Consider the following 17,865-nt stretch of genomic DNA (forward strand, 5'->3'; position numbering starts at 1 on the left):
CTGGATGCCGGGGGCTTCCATCTTGGGGACTGCGCGTCATCACCGGTTTCGTCTGTGTCCCAGCCTTGCATGCTGGATTTGCCTGGCGCCGGTTGTGGGCGAAGTTTGGAAGCGATAGACTGCATGATATCGAATCTGAATTCAAATTCAAATAAATTTCTCGCAGTCAGATGAAACCCGCCATCCCTCCCAAGAAGCGCGCACCGGCGAAGAAGGCGCAAGCATCCGCCGCGCCGGCCCGCAGCCCGCGCCCCGGCGGCCAGGCCACGCGCCAGCACCTGCTGGAGACGGCCGGCCAGGTCTTCGCCGAGCGCGGCCTCGCCGAAGGCACCACCAAGGAAATCGCCCAACGGGCCGGCACGCCCATGGCCTCCATCAACTACCACTTCGGCAGCCGCGAAGGTCTGTACGAGGCGGTGCTCATCGAGGCGCATCGCCAGATCCTCAGCCTGGACGAACTGCTGGCCGTCACGCAGAACCCGGACGCCACGCCGCACGACAAGCTGCGCACGGTGCTCGGCCGCGTGCTGGGCATGTCCGCCGGACGCGGCGTGCCCTGGGGCTACCGCGTGATGGTGCGCGAGGTGTTCTCGCCCTCGGCCCTGCTGCCGGTGATGGTGGAGAAGGCCGTGCGGCCCAAGGCCGCGGCGATGCGCGGGCTGATGGCGCAGGTGCTGGGCCTGCCCGACACGCACCCGGCCGTGCAGCGCGGCGTGGCCTTCGTGGTGCTGCCCGCGATCATGATGCTGGTGGCGCCGCGAGAAAGCCTGCTGCGCGTGCTGCCGGCCCTGGCGCAGGACCCGCAGGGCCTGCAGGAAGACCTGATCCGCTACGTCATGGCCGGCCTGGACGCCCTGGCCGCGGCCCATCGCAGCGCGCCTGCATCCAAGTCCAGGGCTGCGACGGCACGCCGCCGCGCCTGAACTGCCCACGCCCGGGCAAGTCCCGGAATGCGGACCTACCGAGCGGCCACAATCGCGGGCTCCCCGGAATCCCCGCGCCCATGACCGCCCTCAGCACCGCTTTCCCGTTCCGACTCCCCTCCCCGACCCGCCGGCACAAGGTCCCCGCGTGAGCGCCGCGAGCGCAACGCGCGGCACCGCCGCGCCGCTGGCCGGCATCGACCTGGCCTCCGCCCTGGGCGTGGTGCTGATCTGGGGCCTGAATTTCGTGGCGATGAAGGTGTCGCTGCACGACTTCACGCCCTTCCAATTGGGCGCGGCGCGCTACCTGCTGGCGGCTTTTCCGCTGGTGTTCTTCATCCGGCGGCCGCAGCTGCCGATGCGCTGGCTGGTCTACTACGGGCTGGCGCAGGGCGTGGGCCAGTTCGGCCTGCTCTTCACGGCCCTGCAGGCAGGCATGACGGCGGCGCTGGCCTCGGTGGTGATGCAGACGCAGGTCTTCTTCACGGCGCTGCTGGGCATGGCCCTGCTGCACGAGCGCATCGCCGGCCCGCTGCGCGCCGGCCTCGCGCTGGCCGCGCTGGGCCTGGGCTGCTTCGCCATCAACTACGTGGCGGGCAGCGGCGGCGCCACCACCGCGCTGGGGCTGGCGCTCAACCTCGGCGCCGCGGCCATGTGGGCCAGCTCGAACATCATCGCGCGCAAGGCGCAGCAGGCGCATCCGCACTTCGATGCGCTGCAGTTCGTGGTGTGGAGCAGCCTGGTGCCCATCGTGCCCTTCATCCTGATGAGCTTCCTGTTCGATCCGCCGGCCACGCGCTGGCAGTGGATGCATGCCGGCGCGGGCAGTTGGGCCGGCGCGGCCTACCTGGCCTGGCTGGCCACCGTGCTGGCCTACGCGATGTGGACGGGCCTGTTCAAGCGGCACCCTGCCAATCGCGTGGCACCCTTCAGCCTGGGCGTGCCCATCGTCGGGCTGGCGGCGGGCATGGGGCTGCTGGGCGAGCAGATCAGCACCTGGCAATGGGCCGGCATCGGCTTCGTCGTTGCGGCCCTGCTGGCGGTGATGTTCGGCGGGCGCTGGGCAGCCCGGCGCGGCTGAGCCTCAGGCCGGCACTTCCGGCCCCAGGCCGATGGGCGCCGGCACCTGGTTGACGATGCGGCTGAACAGCTGCCGGTATGCCTCCTCCGGCTCGGCCCCGGCCAGCGCGTCGCGGTTGGTGCTGAAGGCGGCGTCGAGCTCGTCCCAGTCATCGTGCGTGAGCACCCGCATGGCCAGCGGCAGGATCTCCCGCTCCTCCAGCGCCATGTGCGCCAGGTAGAAGTCGACGTATCGCTCCATCGCCGCCTCGAAGGCCTCGCGGCGCGATTCGCCCATGATCTCGAAGGCCAGCAGCGCGTGCTCCACGTTGCGGATCTTGCGCTCGCCACGGTCGTGGTCGTCGTCCAGCCGGTCCAGCAGCTCGCGTGAAATCGGCGTGCGCGCGCGCAGCTTGGGAAAGAGCAGCTCCGATTCCTTGCGGTGGTGCCGCTTCTCGGGAAACTCGTCCACGTAGAACAGCATCGCGCGCAGGGCCGCGAAGTCCGGCAGGCTGCCCTTGCGCCGGTGCTCGGCCAGCAGCATCCGGATGGAACGCAGCATGGCCGAGAGGGCCGCGTGTTCGTTGCGGATGATCTGGATGGTCTCTTGCATGGCGCGCTCCGTGGTGGGCCGCCAGTGTTGCCCGAACCGCGCCTGCGGACTTTGCGCCACATCAAACCGGCGCCCATACTATGTGCTGATACTGGGTCATCCTTCATCCAACCCCGAGAGGAGTGCCATGCCGATCTACCAACGAATCCTTGTTCCGCTCGATGGCAGCGAGACCTCGCAACTGGGTCTGCAGGAAGCCATTCGCCTGGCGCAGACGACGCAGGGAGAGCTGCGCCTCTTCCACGTCATCGACGACCTCTCCTTCGCCCTCGCCATGGACGCCTACGCCGGCCAGGCCGCCGACTGGATCGGCACCCTGCGCGAGACCGGCGCGAGGCTGCTGGAGGAAGGCCGGCGCATCGCCGAAGCCGCGGGCGTCAAAGTGAGCGTGGTGCTGCACCAGAGCTACAACGACAAGCTGCCCGATGCGGTCGCGGCCGAGGCCCGCCGCTGGCCCGCCGAGCTGATCGTGGTGGGCACGCACGGTCGCCGCGGCTTCGGCCGGCTGGTGCTGGGCAGCGGCGCGGAGAACATCCTGCGCTCGGCCCCGGTGCCGGTGCTGCTGGTGCGACCGGCCGAGGAGGCCGTTGCGCAAAAGGCCGGTGAGGCCGGTGCGCAGCACGAGCGCGTCAGCCTGCCCTCGGGCGCCCTGTCGATCGAACGCTCCTCCTGAAAGCCCGCCTTGCCATGGCGCTCAGTGCGCCATGAGCACCGGCACGGTCATCTGGCGCAGGATGCTGCGGGTGGTGCCGCCCAGCACCAGCTCGCGCAGGCGCGAGTGGCCGTAGCCGCCCATCACCAGCAGGTCCACGTCCAGGTCGGCCACGTGCGAGAGCAGGGTGTCGGCCACGCCGCGGTTGCCGACCGCGTCCTCGGCCTCGGCCGGCACGCCATGGCGGCGCAGGTAGGTGAGCACCTCGGGCAAGGTGAGCTGCAGGCCGGGCTCGGCCGCGGTCCTGGCCGGGCGGCAATGGATCAGCGTCACCTTCTGCGCGTGCGCCAGTGCGGGCAGGGCCGCGTGCAGCGCCACCGCCGATTCGCGCGAGCCGTCCCAGGCCGCCAGCGCGTGCCGCGGCACCGCGCGGAACTGGCCCGCATGCGGCACCAGCAGGATCGGCCGGCCCACGTCCATCAGCACGCGCTGCGGCAGGTCCACCGGCTCCATGTCGCCGGTGTCGCGGCTGTCGTACTGGCCCAGCACCACCAGGTCGGCACTGCGTCCGTGCAGCACCAGTGAATCGGCTGCCGCACCGTCGACCACGAAGAGCTCGTGCGGCGGACCGTCGGGCACGTCGAGCTGGCGGTGGAAGGCCCGTCCCACGCGCTCGGCTCGCTCACGCAGGTAATGGGCCGATTGCCGGATGAAACCCGCGCCGCCGGGCGCGATGGCATCGGCCGGCATGCGGCCGTCGTAAAGCCCGCTGGGTAGCAGGCCGCTCAGATGTGCGCCATGAAGCCGCGCCCAGGCCGCCGCCAGCCCCACGCGCGCGGTGCAGCGGTGCGAGGTGTCCAGGTGCACGAGGATGGTCTTGTAGCTCATGGCCGGCTCCAGGCGATGCGCGATTGCGCCGTCTCGCGCATGGTGCGCCCGTGGCGCCCCTCAGGTCTTGACGGGGATCAAGCCCGCCGGGGCCGTCCTCCGTTGAAGGGGTGCGAGGCCCCGACTACCATCGACCGCGTGAGCACCCTCCCCACGCACATCGCAGTCCTCGACGACGAATCCGACATCACCCAGCTCCTGGCCAGCTACTTCGGCGGCCACGGCTTCCGGGTCAGCCAGTTGCACACGCGCTCGGCGCTGATGGACCTCATGGCCGACGACACGCCGCAACTTGTGCTGCTCGACCTGGGCCTGCCCGGCGACGACGGCTTCGCCATCGCCCGCCAGTTGCGCGAGCACTGGCATTGCGGGCTGGTGATCGTCACCGGCCGGGGCGACCCGGTGGACAAGGTGGTGGGCCTGGAGGTGGGCGCGGACGACTACGTGACCAAGCCCTTCGACCTGCGCGAGCTGCTGGCTCGCGTGAAGGCCGTGCTGCGCCGCATTGCGCCGCCGGCGAGCTCGAACACGGTAGCCCCGGAGCCGGCGCGCAACATCCTGCGCTTCGCCAACTGGTCGCTGGACACCGCCGCGCGCCGCCTGCTGGATGCTCAGGGCGAGGAGGTGCCGCTGACCACCGGCGAGTTCGACCTGCTCTGCGCCCTGGCCACGCACCCGGGCCGCGTGCTGTCGCGCGACTTCCTGCTGGAGCACACGCGCGGGCGCGACGGCGGCCCCTTCGACCGCACCATCGACGTGCAGATCGGCCGGTTGCGGCGCAAGGTGGAAGCCGACCCCAACAACCCGCAGATCATCAAGTCGGTGCGGGGCGCGGGCTACATCCTGGTGCCCAGGGTCGAGGCCGGCGCATGAATTCCGCGCCCCCGACCGGCGCGCTGCCGGGGCTGGAGGACGGTGCGGTCTACCGCTCGCTCTTCGGCGCCTATCCCGACGGCCTCCTGCTGGTCGACCTGCAGGGCGTGATCCGCCTGGCCAACCCGGCGGCCTGTGCCCTGCTCGGCTACGAGCCCGGCCAGCTCGCCGGCGTGCCGGTGGAGCCACTGGTGCCCGACGCCATCCGCCCGCGCCACGCCGCCTACCGCGAAGCCTATGCCAAGGCGCCGCGCGCGCGGCCCATGGGCACGCAGATGGAGCTGGTGGCGCGCCGGCGCGACGGCAGCGAGGTGATGGTGGAGATCGCCCTCAGTCCGCTGCAGGACCATGGCCTGCCCTACGTGGTGGCCGCCATGCGCGGCGTGGCCGAGTACCCGCGCGTGAAGCAGGCCCTGCAGCGCGCCCGCTACGCGGAGCACCTGGCGCAATTCGGCCGCCTGGCCGTGGATGCGCGCGACGCGCAGCCCCTGCTGGAACGCGTGCCGGCCATCGCGGCGCAGGCGCTGCAAGTGGAATCGGTCGCGATCCTGCTGCTGGGTCATGACGGGCAGGACCTGCAGGTGCGCGCCGGTGTCGGCCTGCTGCCGCACGAGGGGCCGGGCAAGCGCCTGCGGCTGGAGGCCGGCTCCGCCGCAGCGGAGGTCATCGCCAGCGGCAGCCCGGTGCGCGTGGATGCTGCGGGCCTGTCGCCGCCGCACCGCACCGAGGGACTGCAGGCCGAACTTAGCGTGCCGCTCACCGACCGCGGGCGCCGCATCGGCCTCATGGTGGCGCGCTCGCAGGCGGCAGGCCGCTTCGGCGACGAGGAGTCGCGCTTCCTCGAATCACTGGCCAGCCTGCTGGCCACCGTGCTGCAGCGAAGCAGCACCGAGGAAGCGCTGCACCATGCGCAGCGGCTCGAATCGGTGGGCCAGCTCACCGGCGGCGTGGCGCACGACTTCAACAACCTGCTCACCGTGATCTCGGGCAACCTGCAGGTGCTGGAAGACCTGCCCGTGCACGACAGCGAGCCGGCACTCGCGCAAAGCGTCGCCAGCGCGATGCGGGCCACGCGACGCGGCGCGGAACTGACCGCCAAGCTGCTGGCCTTCTCGCGCAGGCAGGTGCTGCAGCCCAGCACGGTGGACGTCGCCGCGCTGCTGCGCTCGCTCACCGACATGCTGCGCCGTACGCTGGACCAGCGGGTGTCCATCGCGCTGGACGCGCAGGCGATGCACTGCCTGGCCGACCCGATGCAGCTGGAATCGGCGCTGCTGAACATCGCCATCAATGCGCGCGATGCCATGCCGCAGGGTGGTCGCCTGGCGTTCTCCTGCCGCCCGGCGCAGGTGCTGCCGGCCGCGCTGGCATCGGAGGAAGACGGTGCCACGTCACCCACACAAGGCTACGTGGCCATCGCCATCACGGACGATGGAAGCGGCATGAGCGAGGAGGTCCGCGAGCGCGCCTTCGAGCCCTTCTTCACCACCAAGGAAGCCGGGCGAGGCACGGGGCTCGGGCTGTCCACCGTGTACGGCTTTGCCAGGCAGTCGCGTGGCGGCGTGGACATCGACAGCGCACCGGGCGCCGGTACCACGGTCACGCTGTACCTGCCGCGCACGCTGCCCGTCGCGAGGTCGCCCGCTCCTGAACCGCCGGCCGGCAAGCCGGCGAAGCTGCCCCCGGGCCTGCACGTGCTGCTGGTGGAAGACGATGCCGAAGTCCGCCGCGTGGTCGAAGGATTCCTGGTGTCGCTGAATTGCGAGCTGCATGGCTGCGCCACCGCGGAGGAGGCGCTGGCGGTGCTCGATTCCGACGAGGCGGTCGACCTGCTGCTGTCCGACGTGGTGCTGGGCCCCGGCATGCGAGGCACCGAACTGGCGGAGGTGGCCCGCGCTCAGTTGCCGGGCCTGCCGGTGCTGCTGATGTCGGGCTACACCAGCGGCCTCGTGGACGAAGCCAGCGCCTGGGAGCTGCTGTCCAAGCCCTTCACCAGCGGCGAGCTGGAACAGGCTTTGTTGCGCGCGCTGGCCGCGGCTTCGTCCTGATGCGGCCTGCTCAGTGGGTGGCCTGCGGCTCGGGCGCGCACACCGACTGGATGAAGCTGGTCAGCGCGTCCACGCGCGGGATCTGGATGTCGCGCCGCGCCTTGTCGGTGAAGGCGATCACCTCGCCACGCGCCATGCGCGAGAGTGCGCGGCTGACCGATTCCAGCGTCATGCCCAGGTAGTTGCCGATTTCGGCCCGGGTCATGCGCAGCGTGAACTGGTCGGTGCGCAAGCCGCGCGCATCCAGCGCATCGGCCCAGTAGCGGAGGAAGCCCGCCACCCGCGCATCGACCGGCAGCGTGCACAGCGACATCAGGCAGTCGCGGTCGCGCTTGAGTTCACGGCTCATGGCGCCGTGCAACGCGGCCAACAGGGCCGGCGTGCGCAGGCCGGACTGCAGCAGCGCGTCGTAGGGGATGGCCCAGACCTCGCCCGTGTCCATGGCCACCGCGTCGCAGCCGTAGTGGCCGTCGGCAATGCCTTCCAGCCCCATCCAGTCGCCGCGGAAATGCAGGCCCACCACCTGCCCGCGCCCTTCGGCCGACAGGTTCACCAACTTGAAGAAACCGGAATTGACCACGTAGAGGCAGTTGAACTTCTGGCCCACCTGGCACACCACGTCGCCGGCGTGCACCAGCCGGCGCTGGACCGGCAGGTGCTGCTGCAGCAGGCGCAGCGTCTCGGTGATGCCGCGCACGTCGAAGGCGGCGCTGTGTTGGCTGGGATTCGCGGGGGCGTCGCTGTGGACTTGCATGAAGGGCTCCTCGTTTGGAGCGAGCGTAGAAAGCCACCTCTGCAGTTCGACGACATTCCAGGCCCCTTGGGTCACAACGGGTAAATGGCGTGTGAATGGACGGTAACCCGGCGATTGCCATGGCGCCAGGCGCATCTGCGCGCGCTGATCCAGTCCTTGCTCATCGAGACCATGGGCCAGGGGTGGGCACCGGAGAAGCGCGGCCCGGGTTCAGGCCAGGGCGACGCGCCGGTGCGCCCTGAGGCAGGTCAGCACGCCCATGACCACGCACCCGAGCGCGGCCATCTCGGCCGGCGTGGGCATGCGCTGCTCCCACAGGAATCCGTAGAGCAACGCGAAGGCCGTCTCGAACAGGATCATCTGGCCCACCAGGGTCAGGGGCAGCAGGCGGCTCATCCGGTTCCAGCAGGCGTTGCCCACTAGGGAGGCCAGCAGGGCCAGCGCGGCCGACACGCCGGCGAAGCGCATCCATGCGTCGGCGCCGTGGGACGATCCCTCCAGCGCGAAGGCCAGCGGAATCAGCACCAGGCTCTGGGCACCGGTCATGAGCCCCGTCAACAGGTTCCACTCGTGCGCGGACACCTGCTGCAGGCGGGCCAGGCAGCGCGCGTTGCCCACGGCGTAGGCGGTCCAGGAGATCAGCGCGCCGATGGCACAGACCAGGCCCAGCAACGGGTGGCCGTTCGCGTCCGGGACGGGCGCCACGAGCGACTGCCAGCCGATGCACGCGGTCCCCAGAACGCACAACAGCAGCGATGGCATCAACCGCCTGAGCGGCACAGCGCCACGGTCGCGGCTGCCGATGACCGTCACGGCCACCGGCAGGAAGCCGATCACCAGCGAGGTCATCGTGATTCCGCCCATCTGGACCGCGGCGGACAGCAGCACGTAGTACAGCGTGTTGCCCGCCAGCGCGAGCCAGAACAGGCTGCGCCAATGGCTGCGGGACACCAGCGCGCGCAGGTTGCGCCACCGCGGCGCGATCAGCAGCACCGAGATGAGCCCGTAGAAGAAGTAGCGGCCCGCGCTCAACTGGAGCGGGCCGAAATCGCCCACCAGTTCCGGCGCGAGGAAGACGAATCCCCACAGGGCTCCTGCGCCGGCGCCGTAGCCAATGCCGGAAAGCGTCCGGGCGGAAGTCGGCGCGCCGGAGGCAACCAGGGCTGGATTCGAACTCATGGCCTGAATGCTATTCTCGGCAGAGGGTGCAATTTCCTCGAAATTCCGATTCCAAACGCACAAATTACTCGCCATGCCGAAGAAGCGCCCTGCACCCTCGTTCGCCCTGGACCGGTTCGACAAGGCCATCCTCCAACTGGTACAGCAGGACAACAAGATGCCCCAACGGCTCATCGCCGAGGCGGTGGCGCTGTCCACCGCGGCGGTGCAGCGGCGGATCGCGGCCATGGAATCGGCTGGCGTCATCCTGGCCAACGTCGCCCTGGTCGACCCCGAGGCCCTGTCCGCCACCATCACCTCGATCGTCGAGGTCCACCTGCACGATGAGCGCGCCGCGACCGTCGACGCCGCGAAGGCCCTGTTCCGCGACGCGCCCGAGGTCCAGCAGTGCTACTACGTGACCGGGGGAACCAGCTTCGTGCTGGTCATCGTCGCCACCGACATGCGCAGCTACGAGCGTCTCACCCGGCGCCTGTTCGCCGAGAACGAGGCCGTCAAGAGCTACCGCAGCCTCGTGGCCCTGGACCGTGTGAAGACGGGCGCCACCGTGACCGTGCCGCCGCAGGAGCACTGACCGCCCGGGCCTTTGCGAAAAAAAGCCCGGCTGGCCGGCTGAACTTGCAATGCGTTTCCCGATCCCTCCCTGCATTCCCGGAAATCGGCAATTGAGATGCCACAATTTCGGTTCTGCCCCTGAACGCCCATGCAATTCAACACTTTCTCCCTTCTCCCCGTCGCCTTCGCCATTGCCACGGGCGCCCTCGTTCCCCAATCGGTGTCTTTTGCAGCCCCTCCCAAGCATGCAGCCCAGAAGAAGCCCGCAGCCGAGGCGCCCGCCCCGGCGCCAGCGGCCGGACAGACCGCGGTAGCCGGCGGCGCGCCGGCCCTTGCCGCCAAGGCATGGCTGCTGATGGACTTCGACTCGGGCGAGGTGCTCGCCTCGTCCAACGCCGACGAGCCGCTGCCCCCCGCATCGCTGACCAAGATGATGACCAGCTTCCTGGTCGAACAGGCGCTACGCTCCGGCAAGCTCAAGAAGGAAGACCTCGTTTCGGTCAGCCAGAACGCCTGGTGCCGCGGCTCGAGCACCGAGTCGTGCATGTACCTGCCGCTCAACAGCCAGGCCACGGTCATCGACATCCTGCGCGGCATCATCGTGCAGTCGGGCAACGACGCGTCGAAGGCAATCGCCGAGCACATGGCCGGCTCCGAAGAAGGCTTCGCCAAGCTGATGAACGCCGAGGCCAAGCGCCTGGGCATGACGCAGACCAACTTCGTCAACGCCACGGGCCTGCCCGACCCGCAGCACAAGGCCTCGGCGCGCGACCTCGCGATCCTGGCGCGCGCGATCATCCGTGACAGCTCCGACTACTACCCCATCTACGCCGAGCGCGAGTTCAAGTACAACGGCATCAAGCAGGGCAACCGCAACGCCCTGCTCTACACCGACCCCACGGTCGACGGCCTGAAGACCGGCCACACGCAGGATGCCGGCTACTGCCTGGTCACCTCGTCCAAGCGCAACGGCATGCGCCTGATCACGGTCATCCTCAACACCAACAGCGCGCAGGCGCGCGCCGACCAGTCGCGCACGCTGCTGGGTTGGGGCTTTGCCAATTTCGAGAAGGCCACCCCCATCCAGCCGAACACCGTCGTCTCGACGGCCAAGGTCATCTTCGGCAAGGCCGACACCGTGCCCGCGGGGCTCGGATCGCCCTGGGCGCTGACGGTGCCGCGCGGCCAGCAGGTGCAGACCTCGGCGCAGATCAAGCCCGACCTGGAAGCGCCGGTGGCCAAGGGTGCGGTGATCGGCAAGGTGATCGCGACCTCGAACGGCAAGCAGGTCGGCGAAGCGCCGCTGGTGGCCCAGGCGGACGTGGAGCGCGCGGGCTTCATGCTGCGCACGTGGCAGCGCGTGCTGCGGCTGTTCGGCAAGTGATCGCGACGAGTGGCGTCGCGCACGCCACTCACCACAGGTGCCTGCCGTCGATCTCCTGAACCGGCAGGTCGGCCGCGACCACGCCCTCCAGGATCCTCGCGTTGAAGCCGATGCGGCGGGTGTGCCCGTCCCAGCTGCCGTCACGCCCGCGTCCGGTCAACATTGCTTTCCCCTTCAGCCACAGGCCCCGACATACCCGCACGCGGTGCAGAAGTCGCAGCCGTCCTTGCGGATCACGCTGGCGTTGCCGCATTCAGGACAGCGCACGCCGGCCATCGGCGGCAGGGCCTGCACGGCGTCGCCCGCCCCGCCTTCGGAGGCATCGCCGGGCACCTGCAGGATGCCCATGGGTGTCACCGGGTAGCCGTTGGCATCGAGCACGCCCAGCATGGCATAGCGGTGGATCATCAGCTGCGCCATGTAGGCCACGGTGGAGGGCCACATCTGCTGGCGCCGTTGCCCCGGCGGCAGGCCCGGCACGAAGGCCATGAAGTGGCCCAGCGGCTCGGCGTAGTTGAGCAGCTTGCGCAGCTTCATGCCGATCCAGGCCGGGTCCAGTACCCGCATGTCCAGCGAGAGGATGCGCGCCAGGCCATCGAGCGCACGCGGATGATTGCCCGACAGCCCCACCGCGCAGGGGCGCGCCACGCGTCCGCCGCGGCCGTCGGGCAGCAGCACCTCCTTGAGCGTGAGGGTGAAGGCTTCGTCGCTGGCCGGGTTGTGGATGTCCACGGCCCAGGCCAGCGTGCCGTTGGGACCGGTCTCGGGCTCCGCGCGGCTGAAGAGCGCATCGATCACCGGCGTGGGTGCGGCCTCGCCGCCCTGCCACAGGCCTAACTGCTCGCAACGCCAGCGGATCACGGCCGCAGTGGCGGCCACCACGCCAGGAAAGCGCCGCAGTTCACCGTGTGGCGGAAAGGGCATCTCGAAGGCGCGCTCTTCCTGCACCGTGGCCAGCAGGTCCAGTTTCTGGCGCATCCAGGCCGGATCCTTGGCGCGCAGGTCCATCGACAGGGTCTTGGCCAGCGCGCCCAGCCCGCGCGGCTGCTCGGCCCCGTTGAACCACACCTCGAAGGGCGCCAGGCGGCCGTCCGATTCAGGCAATTCGCCTACGAATAGCGCGAACTCGCCAAAGGGATGGCGGATCATGAAGCTCCAGGCGGCATTCCCGCCGGGCAGATCCGGCCGGCCCGGCCAGCGCAGCGAGGCCAGCACAGGCTGCGGCGCACGGTCCAGCAGCAGGCGCTCGTTGAGCAACCCGGCCACGCCGGCGTCCAGTGTCAGCGCGTCGGCCTGCTGCTGCGGCGGCGTTCCACCGGCCTGCGGCTGCGAGGCCACCAGCACGGAGCCCAGCACCGGGTTGGGCCGGTAGGTCGACAGGCCCTTCAGGCCCGAGCGCCAGGCACGCAGGTACAGGTCCTTGAACTCCTCGTAGGGGTAGTCGACCGGCACGTTCACGGTCTTGCTGATTGCGGTGTCGATGCACGGCGCCACCGCGGCCACCATCTGCTCGTGCGCATCGGTGCTCAGCTCCAGCGCGGTGACGAAGGCGGGCGTGAGCGGCGCGCCCTCGCCCTTCATCTGCCGATACAGGCGCCATGCGTGGTCTTCCACAGGGTATTCCTCGAAGCGGCCATCGGCCTCGCGCTTGCGCCGGGTGTAGGTCCAGGAGAAGGCGGGCTCGATGCCGTTGCTGGCGTTGTCCGCGAAGGCCAGGCTGATGGTGCCGGTGGGGGCGATCGACAGCAGGTGCGAGTTGCGCAGGCCCTTGGCGCGGATGCGTTCCTTCAGCGAAGCCGGCAGCCGCGATGCGAAAGTGCCGCGGCTCAGCAGCAGGTCGGCATTGAAGAGCGGGAAGGCGCCCCGCTCCTCGGCCAGCGTCACCGAGGCGCCGTAGGCCGCGTCGCGCATGCGTTCGGCAATGCGCCGCGCCATGGCACGCGCCTCGTCACTGTCGTAGTGCAGGCCCAGCATCACCAGCGCGTCGCCCAGGCCGGTGAAGCCCAGGCCGATGCGGCGCTTGCGCTGCGCCTCTTCCAGCTGCTGCGGGAGCGGCCAGACGCTGAGTTCCAGCACGTTGTCGAGCATGCGCACTGCCACCTGCACCAGCGCGCCGAAGCCTTCCTCGTCGAAGCTCGCCGCGCCTTCGTCGTCGAAGGGATGTCGAACGAATCGCGTCAGGTCGATGGAGCCCAGGCAGCAGCAGCCGTAAGGCGGCAGCGGCTGCTCGCCGCAGGGGTTGGTGGCGGCGATGGTCTCGCAGTACGACAGGTTGTTGTCGACGTTGATGCGGTCCAGGAAGAGCACGCCCGGCTCGGCGTGGTCGTAGGTGGAATGCATGATCTGCTCCCACAGCTCGCGCGCAGGCAGCGTCCGGTAGACCCACATGCCATCGCTTCGCTGGCGCGCACCGGACAGGCGCGGGCCGGGTGCTGCGCGGTGCAGCAGTTCCACCTGCGCATCGTCCTGCACCGCCTGCATGAAGGCATCGGTCAGGCCCACCGAGATGTTGAAGTTGGCCAGGTCGCCGGCATCCTTGGCATGGATGAATTCCTCGATGTCCGGGTGGTCGCAGCGCAGCACGCCCATCTGCGCGCCGCGGCGTGCGCCGGCCGATTCCACCGTCTCGCAGGAGCGGTCGAACACCCGCATGTACGACACCGGCCCGGAGGCGCTGGAGCGCGTGGCCGCCACCCAGGCGCCGCGCGGGCGGATGCGCGAGAAGTCGTAGCCCACGCCGCCGCCGCGCCGCATGGTCTCGGCCGCTTCCTTCAACGCCACGTAGATGCCGGGGTGGCCGTCTTCCTCGGCCGCGATGGAATCGCCCACCGGCTGCACGAAGCAGTTGATGAGTGTTGCGCTCAGGTCGGTGCCGGCCGCCGACTGGATGCGGCCCGCGGGCAGGAAGCCGGCCTGCAGCGCTTCGAGGTAGCGTGCTTCCCAGTGGACGTGCTGCGAGGGCTCTTCCACCTGCGCAATGGCACGCGCCAGGCGCCGCTGCACGTCATCGACGCTGCGTTCGTCGCCCTTGGCGTACTTTTCCAGCAGCACGGCCTGGCTGATGGGCTGCGGAGGCAGCACGGCGGTCTCACCCGCAGCGGGCCGGGTTGCCGCCGCGTCCTGGGGCTGCTTCTTCCTGTTCGAGCGGAGCGAATCGGTCGTCATGAAGCCTTCCTGCGCAGGGCCGGACAAGCACCCATGATGCGGCCTGGCCGGCATCGCCGCCAGCAGCGCACGAAAAGACCCGGCGCACCGGGCGCCACCCTCTGTCGAGGGGCCTTCTTTCTTGCTGTCAGTGAGTCAGGCGTCCAGCGGCACGCCGCCACCGAAACGGGCGATCCAGCCGTCCCACCAGTCGCGCTGCATGGTGCTGAACGCGTCCTGCCAGCCCAGCATCATCTGCCACTGCATCTGCTGCGCCTCCAGGGCCATCGAGACGCCGGCCGATTGCCAGGCCAGCAGCGGCGACAGCATCAGGCCACCCGGGTTTTCGAGCACCGCGGGTGCCAGTGCGTAGTCCATGGACATGTTCGAGATCCTTCCTCTGATCGAACCCCTTTTTAGACCCAGGCGCCGGCTGTCGCAAGGCCCGGCACGGTTGCTCACGCGAGCAACATCCGAACACAGGCCGCGTGCGGGTTTGCTAGCTTGCCGAGGCGCGGGTCGGTCCGCGCTGTGGCTCATCCCGGCAAACGGAGATCGCCGCACCGCGGGTCCGGGCGCTATATTGCGTGACCTCCACGTCACCCCCACCGCCCGCATGGACAACGACGAGGTCAAAAAGCTGCTCGAACGCATTGGCCGCGAAGACCAGGCGGCGTTTCGCCAGCTGTACAAGGCGTTCAGCCAGCGGGTCTACGCCTACGTTCTCAACATGCTCAACGACCACGCGCGGGCCGAGGAAGTCCTGGCGGACACCCTGTACGAGGTCTGGCGCTTCCCCCAGCGCTTTCGCGGCGAGTCGCAGTTCTCCACCTGGCTCATCGGGATCGCGCGGCGCAAGGCCCTGATGGTCTACCGCGCGCGCCGGCCCGACGAGGTGCATGCGGACCTCGACGACATCGCCGAGACCACCGCCTCGGACACGCCGGACGCCTATGCGGAGCTCGCGGACAAGCAGCGGCGCGAAGGCGTGCAGCACTGCATGGGCAAGCTCTCGGACGAGCATCGGGAATGCATGCACCTGGTGTTCTACGAGGGCATGGGCCTGGCCGAGGTGGCCGAGGTGCAGAACTGCCCCGAAGGCACCGTCAAGACGCGCCTCTTCCACGCCCGCCAGAAGATCAAGAAATGCCTGGAGTCCCTGCTGCGCAGCGAGGGCTCAGCCTCCGACGCCAAGGGTGCGTTCGCATCCTGAGGCTTGCGCTTCATGTTCCCAGCGCACAAAAATAATGTGAACCATCCACCGCTCTCGTGCAACACAGACGCGACACGGGCATGTCGTCCCGTGCAGGTCGACCGGGGTTTCGCACACCGGTCGAGTCAGTCACAGGCTCGCACGAGCCGAGGAATTCTGGTGGTCACCATGGTCGAGATCTCTTCTTCGTTTGCGCACCCAGGCGGTGCGACCTTCTACCCGGGAGCGCAGGCATCATGAACAAGCGCTTCGAAGAGCTGCTTCCCTGGTACGTGAACGGCTCGCTGGGTACCGAGGACAAGGCATGGGTCGACGCCTACCTGGCGCAGAATCCCGAGGCCCGCAGCGAACTGGACTGGTTCCGCTCGCTGCAGGCGCGCGTACAGGAAAACACCCCGCCCGTGCCGGCAACCATCGGCCTGGCGCGCACCATGCGCCTGATCCAGGGCGATCGCCCGACCTTTGCCGAGCGCGTAGGCGCCTTCTTCGGCAACTTCGGCATGCGGCCGGCCTATGCGCTCGCCGGGCTGGCGATCGTGGCCGTCCAGGGTGGCGTGATCCTGAACCTCCTGAACAGCGCCCGCGAGGACGCCGACGAGATCCGCGCCCTGCACGCGGTGGCCGTCAAGGAAGCGCCGATGCTCAAGGTCAGCTTCGCGCCCGAAGCCAAGGAAGCCGACATCCGCATGCTGCTGGTCCAGGTCCAGGGCGAACTGGCTGGCGGCCCGGGCCAGCTTGGCGACTACTACCTGCGCGTACCGGCCGGCAGCGAAGCGGCCGCCCTCGCCCATGTCCAGGCCGCCCCCATCGTCCAGGCCGCCTCGCTGTCGCCGGGCGTGCCGCCCCGGGAGTAGCTTCCATGGCCACCCTGCTCAGCCGCCGCGCACTGCTGCGCTGCACCATGGGCGCTGCGGCACTGCGATTCGCGCCCGCCTTCAGCGCTCCCGGCGACAACGAATCGCGCATCGCCCTGGTGATCGGCAACGGCGCCTATCGCACCGCGCCGCTGAAGAACCCCCCCGGTGACGCTGCCGCGGTGTCGTCGGCGCTGCGCGCCCTGGGCTACGACGTGACGCTGCGGCAGAACACCCGGCTGCCCGACCTGATCGAGTCGCTGCGCGAGTTCTCCCTGCGCGCGCGCAAGGCCTCGGTCCGCCTGCTGTTCTATGCCGGCCACGGGGTGCAGGTCAAAGGCCGCAACTACCTGGTGCCGATCGACGCCGATCCGCAGTCGGAAGAGGAAATCCAGCGGCAGAGCGCGGACGTCGGCGAGTTCGTCGACCGGCTCAGTGCCATCAACTCCGGCGTCAACATCGTGGTGCTCGACGCCTGCCGGGTGAACCCCTTTGCCGGCGGCGTCATCGTGGGGCCGGACGGGCGCCGCCTGAAATTCCGCGGCGCGACACGCGCTGGCCTGGCGACGCTCGATGCACCCGTGGGCACGCTGGTGGCCTTCTCGACCGCGCCCAACGGCGTGGCGCTGGACGGTGCCAGCGGCGAGCACAGCGTCTATGCGCGCCACCTGCTGGCCAACCTGTCGACGCCAGGGCTGCAGATCGAACAGCTGTTCAAGCGGGTGCGCATCGGCGTGGCCGAAGACACGGGGCGCGTCCAGGTGCCCTGGGAGTCTTCAAGCCTGACGGCCGAGTTCTGCTTCAAGACGGACGACAAGGGGCGCTGCGGATAGGCAGCCGCCCGGAGCGACGACGCCGCTCAGGCGTGATCGCCCAGGAAAAGCTCCAACTCGCGCGCGAAGCGCAGGGGTTCGCTGACATGCGGCGAATGGCCCGCATGGGCGTAGACCAGGACTTGCGCGTGCTTCACGGTGTCGCGATACCAGGCGTCCAGGGGCAGGCCGGCGTAGTGCGGGCTGCGTGCCCCAAGCACCACGAGCAGCGGCGCGTCCATGCGCGACAGCGAGACGCGGAAGTCGGCCTGCGCCATCGACTCGGCAAGGTCCAGCAACGGTTGCAAATCGATGCGGCCCAGGCGCCGGCGCAGCATTCGCCCGAGCGGCGCATGGTCTCCCAGCTGCCGCCTGAGCCAATCGCCACCGAGCGCACCGACTTCGTTGAGCAGCGTCTCGGCCAGGTCGCGGCGCGCGCCTGCGATCAGGCCCGACAGCATCGCCGCGCTGCAGCCGCCAAAGAGCCCCAGGCGCCATTCCTCGTCGGTCACGATGCGCGGGGACTGGTCCACCAGCGCGACGGCCGCCACCCGTTGCGTGCCGTAGAGGTGCAGATACTGCATCAGCGTGAGCGCCCCCATGGAGTGCCCCACCAGCACCGAACGCTGCAGCCCGAAGTGGTCGAGCATCTCGGCCAGGTCGGTCGCCAGGCGCGCAAGCGTGATGCCGCCGAGCACCGGCCGGCAGCTGCCATGGCCGCGTGCGTCCCAGGCCAGCACGCAGTGGCGCCGCGCCAGTTGACGCGCCACCGGCATCCAGTCGCGATGCGAGCAGCCCACGCCATGCACCAGCACCAATGGCGGCCCCTTGCCGAGCACATACACCGGAACCACCTGGCCGTCGCTGGCCGTGAAGCTGTCGTGTTCGGCCGTGCCCGTCGTGCCGAGGCTCAC

The 17,865-nt window shown here is 69.6% G+C and carries 18 protein-coding genes; 10 read left to right on the top strand and 8 right to left on the bottom strand.

Annotated elements, in window-relative coordinates:
• Nucleotides 1-170 precede the first annotated feature (170 nt).
• Together BM345_RS13555 and BM345_RS13560 are read left to right on the top strand one after the other, a co-directional pair.
• A complete protein-coding gene (locus BM345_RS13555; protein ID WP_093380275.1) occupies nucleotides 171-923 on the top strand; it encodes a CerR family C-terminal domain-containing protein in 753 nt (250 codons plus the stop codon).
• Nucleotides 924-1,071: 148 nt separating this feature from the next.
• The gene (locus BM345_RS13560; protein ID WP_254789721.1) at nucleotides 1,072-2,004 is read left to right on the top strand and encodes an EamA family transporter; all 933 of its coding nucleotides are present in this window, start codon (nucleotides 1,072-1,074) and stop codon (nucleotides 2,002-2,004) included.
• A gap of 3 nt (nucleotides 2,005-2,007) precedes the next feature.
• Here the strand turns inward: BM345_RS13560 and BM345_RS13565 are convergent, their stop codons facing one another.
• Nucleotides 2,008-2,595 (bottom strand): hemerythrin domain-containing protein, encoded by a 588-nt coding sequence (locus BM345_RS13565; protein WP_093380277.1) that lies wholly within the window; start codon nucleotides 2,593-2,595, stop codon nucleotides 2,008-2,010.
• A gap of 127 nt (nucleotides 2,596-2,722) precedes the next feature.
• On the opposite strand from BM345_RS13565, the gene BM345_RS13570 reads away from it, so the two are divergent.
• Nucleotides 2,723-3,268 carry a universal stress protein gene (locus BM345_RS13570; protein ID WP_254789722.1) on the top strand — a complete coding sequence of 182 codons (546 nt, stop codon included), beginning with the start codon at nucleotides 2,723-2,725 and terminating at the stop codon, nucleotides 3,266-3,268.
• A 21-nt stretch (nucleotides 3,269-3,289) separates the two neighbouring features.
• On the opposite strand, the gene BM345_RS13575 is transcribed toward BM345_RS13570, so the two are convergent.
• Nucleotides 3,290-4,135 carry a universal stress protein gene (locus BM345_RS13575; protein ID WP_093380278.1) on the bottom strand — a complete coding sequence of 282 codons (846 nt, stop codon included), beginning with the start codon at nucleotides 4,133-4,135 and terminating at the stop codon, nucleotides 3,290-3,292.
• 138 nt (nucleotides 4,136-4,273) lie between these two features.
• Between BM345_RS13575 and BM345_RS13580 the strand changes: the two genes are divergently transcribed.
• Nucleotides 4,274-5,008, top strand: coding sequence for a winged helix-turn-helix domain-containing protein (locus BM345_RS13580; protein ID WP_254789723.1), 735 nt, complete (start codon nucleotides 4,274-4,276; stop codon nucleotides 5,006-5,008).
• Nucleotides 5,005-7,056, top strand: a complete 2,052-nt coding sequence (locus tag BM345_RS13585; protein WP_093380280.1) for an ATP-binding protein — start codon at nucleotides 5,005-5,007, stop codon at nucleotides 7,054-7,056. The genes BM345_RS13580 and BM345_RS13585 overlap by 4 nt, the downstream gene beginning before the upstream one ends.
• Nucleotides 7,057-7,066: 10 nt before the next feature.
• Here the strand turns inward: BM345_RS13585 and BM345_RS13590 are convergent, their stop codons facing one another.
• Both BM345_RS13590 and BM345_RS13595 read right to left on the bottom strand, forming a co-directional pair.
• Nucleotides 7,067-7,810 (bottom strand): Crp/Fnr family transcriptional regulator, encoded by a 744-nt coding sequence (locus BM345_RS13590; RefSeq protein ID WP_093380281.1) that lies wholly within the window; start codon nucleotides 7,808-7,810, stop codon nucleotides 7,067-7,069.
• A 210-nt stretch (nucleotides 7,811-8,020) separates the two neighbouring features.
• Nucleotides 8,021-8,989, bottom strand: coding sequence for a DMT family transporter (locus BM345_RS13595; RefSeq protein WP_093380283.1), 969 nt, complete (start codon nucleotides 8,987-8,989; stop codon nucleotides 8,021-8,023).
• A gap of 73 nt (nucleotides 8,990-9,062) precedes the next feature.
• Here BM345_RS13595 and BM345_RS13600 point away from each other — a divergent pair, with 73 nt between their 5' ends.
• Nucleotides 9,063-9,563 (top strand): Lrp/AsnC family transcriptional regulator, encoded by a 501-nt coding sequence (locus BM345_RS13600; protein WP_093380284.1) that lies wholly within the window; start codon nucleotides 9,063-9,065, stop codon nucleotides 9,561-9,563.
• Between the two features lie 129 nt (nucleotides 9,564-9,692).
• Nucleotides 9,693-10,928, top strand: a complete 1,236-nt coding sequence (locus BM345_RS13605) for a D-alanyl-D-alanine carboxypeptidase family protein (RefSeq protein ID WP_093380286.1) — start codon at nucleotides 9,693-9,695, stop codon at nucleotides 10,926-10,928.
• Nucleotides 10,929-10,956: 28 nt separating this feature from the next.
• Here the strand turns inward: BM345_RS13605 and BM345_RS30750 are convergent, their stop codons facing one another.
• The 3 genes from BM345_RS30750 to BM345_RS13615 form a co-directional block, all read right to left on the bottom strand.
• Nucleotides 10,957-11,091: a hypothetical protein gene (locus BM345_RS30750; RefSeq protein WP_302847538.1), complete on the bottom strand. Its 135-nt coding sequence runs from the start codon at nucleotides 11,089-11,091 to the stop codon at nucleotides 10,957-10,959.
• A gap of 11 nt (nucleotides 11,092-11,102) precedes the next feature.
• Nucleotides 11,103-14,093, bottom strand: a complete 2,991-nt coding sequence (locus tag BM345_RS13610; RefSeq protein ID WP_093380287.1) for an adenosylcobalamin-dependent ribonucleoside-diphosphate reductase — start codon at nucleotides 14,091-14,093, stop codon at nucleotides 11,103-11,105.
• 135 nt (nucleotides 14,094-14,228) lie between these two features.
• Nucleotides 14,229-14,456 (bottom strand): hypothetical protein, encoded by a 228-nt coding sequence (locus BM345_RS13615; protein WP_254789724.1) that lies wholly within the window; start codon nucleotides 14,454-14,456, stop codon nucleotides 14,229-14,231.
• 232 nt (nucleotides 14,457-14,688) lie between these two features.
• On the opposite strand from BM345_RS13615, the gene BM345_RS13620 reads away from it, so the two are divergent.
• The 3 genes from BM345_RS13620 to BM345_RS30120 all read left to right on the top strand — a co-directional run bounded on the left by BM345_RS13620 (nucleotide 14,689) and on the right by BM345_RS30120 (nucleotide 16,972).
• On the top strand, nucleotides 14,689-15,285 hold the full coding sequence (locus BM345_RS13620; protein WP_175544998.1) for an RNA polymerase sigma factor: 597 nt from the start codon (nucleotides 14,689-14,691) through the stop codon (nucleotides 15,283-15,285).
• 236 nt (nucleotides 15,286-15,521) lie between these two features.
• Nucleotides 15,522-16,139 (top strand): anti-sigma factor family protein, encoded by a 618-nt coding sequence (locus tag BM345_RS30115; protein WP_175544999.1) that lies wholly within the window; start codon nucleotides 15,522-15,524, stop codon nucleotides 16,137-16,139.
• A 5-nt stretch (nucleotides 16,140-16,144) separates the two neighbouring features.
• Entirely contained in the window at nucleotides 16,145-16,972 is an 828-nt protein-coding gene (locus BM345_RS30120; protein WP_175545000.1) for a caspase family protein, read from the top strand.
• Nucleotides 16,973-16,998: 26 nt separating this feature from the next.
• Here the strand turns inward: BM345_RS30120 and BM345_RS13630 are convergent, their stop codons facing one another.
• Complete coding sequence (locus BM345_RS13630; RefSeq protein ID WP_175545001.1) at nucleotides 16,999-17,865, bottom strand: alpha/beta fold hydrolase; 867 nt, start codon at nucleotides 17,863-17,865, stop codon at nucleotides 16,999-17,001.

This window comes from Variovorax sp. OV329, from assembly GCF_900114785.1.
Taxonomy (GTDB): Bacteria; Pseudomonadota; Gammaproteobacteria; order Burkholderiales; family Burkholderiaceae_C; genus Variovorax.

Coding starts and splice junctions, on each gene's coding strand:
- BM345_RS13555 (WP_093380275.1), top strand. CDS start 171: ATGAAACCCGCCATCCCTCCCAAGAAGCGCGCACCGGCGAAGAAGGCG.
- BM345_RS13565 (WP_093380277.1), bottom strand. CDS start 2,595: ATGCAAGAGACCATCCAGATCATCCGCAACGAACACGCGGCCCTCTCG.
- BM345_RS13570 (WP_254789722.1), top strand. CDS start 2,723: ATGCCGATCTACCAACGAATCCTTGTTCCGCTCGATGGCAGCGAGACC.
- BM345_RS13575 (WP_093380278.1), bottom strand. CDS start 4,135: ATGAGCTACAAGACCATCCTCGTGCACCTGGACACCTCGCACCGCTGC.
- BM345_RS13585 (WP_093380280.1), top strand. CDS start 5,005: ATGAATTCCGCGCCCCCGACCGGCGCGCTGCCGGGGCTGGAGGACGGT.
- BM345_RS13590 (WP_093380281.1), bottom strand. CDS start 7,810: ATGCAAGTCCACAGCGACGCCCCCGCGAATCCCAGCCAACACAGCGCC.
- BM345_RS13595 (WP_093380283.1), bottom strand. CDS start 8,989: ATGAGTTCGAATCCAGCCCTGGTTGCCTCCGGCGCGCCGACTTCCGCC.
- BM345_RS13600 (WP_093380284.1), top strand. CDS start 9,063: ATGCCGAAGAAGCGCCCTGCACCCTCGTTCGCCCTGGACCGGTTCGAC.
- BM345_RS13605 (WP_093380286.1), top strand. CDS start 9,693: ATGCAATTCAACACTTTCTCCCTTCTCCCCGTCGCCTTCGCCATTGCC.
- BM345_RS30750 (WP_302847538.1), bottom strand. CDS start 11,091: ATGTTGACCGGACGCGGGCGTGACGGCAGCTGGGACGGGCACACCCGC.
- BM345_RS13610 (WP_093380287.1), bottom strand. CDS start 14,093: ATGACGACCGATTCGCTCCGCTCGAACAGGAAGAAGCAGCCCCAGGAC.
- BM345_RS13615 (WP_254789724.1), bottom strand. CDS start 14,456: ATGTCCATGGACTACGCACTGGCACCCGCGGTGCTCGAAAACCCGGGT.
- BM345_RS13620 (WP_175544998.1), top strand. CDS start 14,689: ATGGACAACGACGAGGTCAAAAAGCTGCTCGAACGCATTGGCCGCGAA.
- BM345_RS30115 (WP_175544999.1), top strand. CDS start 15,522: ATGAACAAGCGCTTCGAAGAGCTGCTTCCCTGGTACGTGAACGGCTCG.
- BM345_RS30120 (WP_175545000.1), top strand. CDS start 16,145: ATGGCCACCCTGCTCAGCCGCCGCGCACTGCTGCGCTGCACCATGGGC.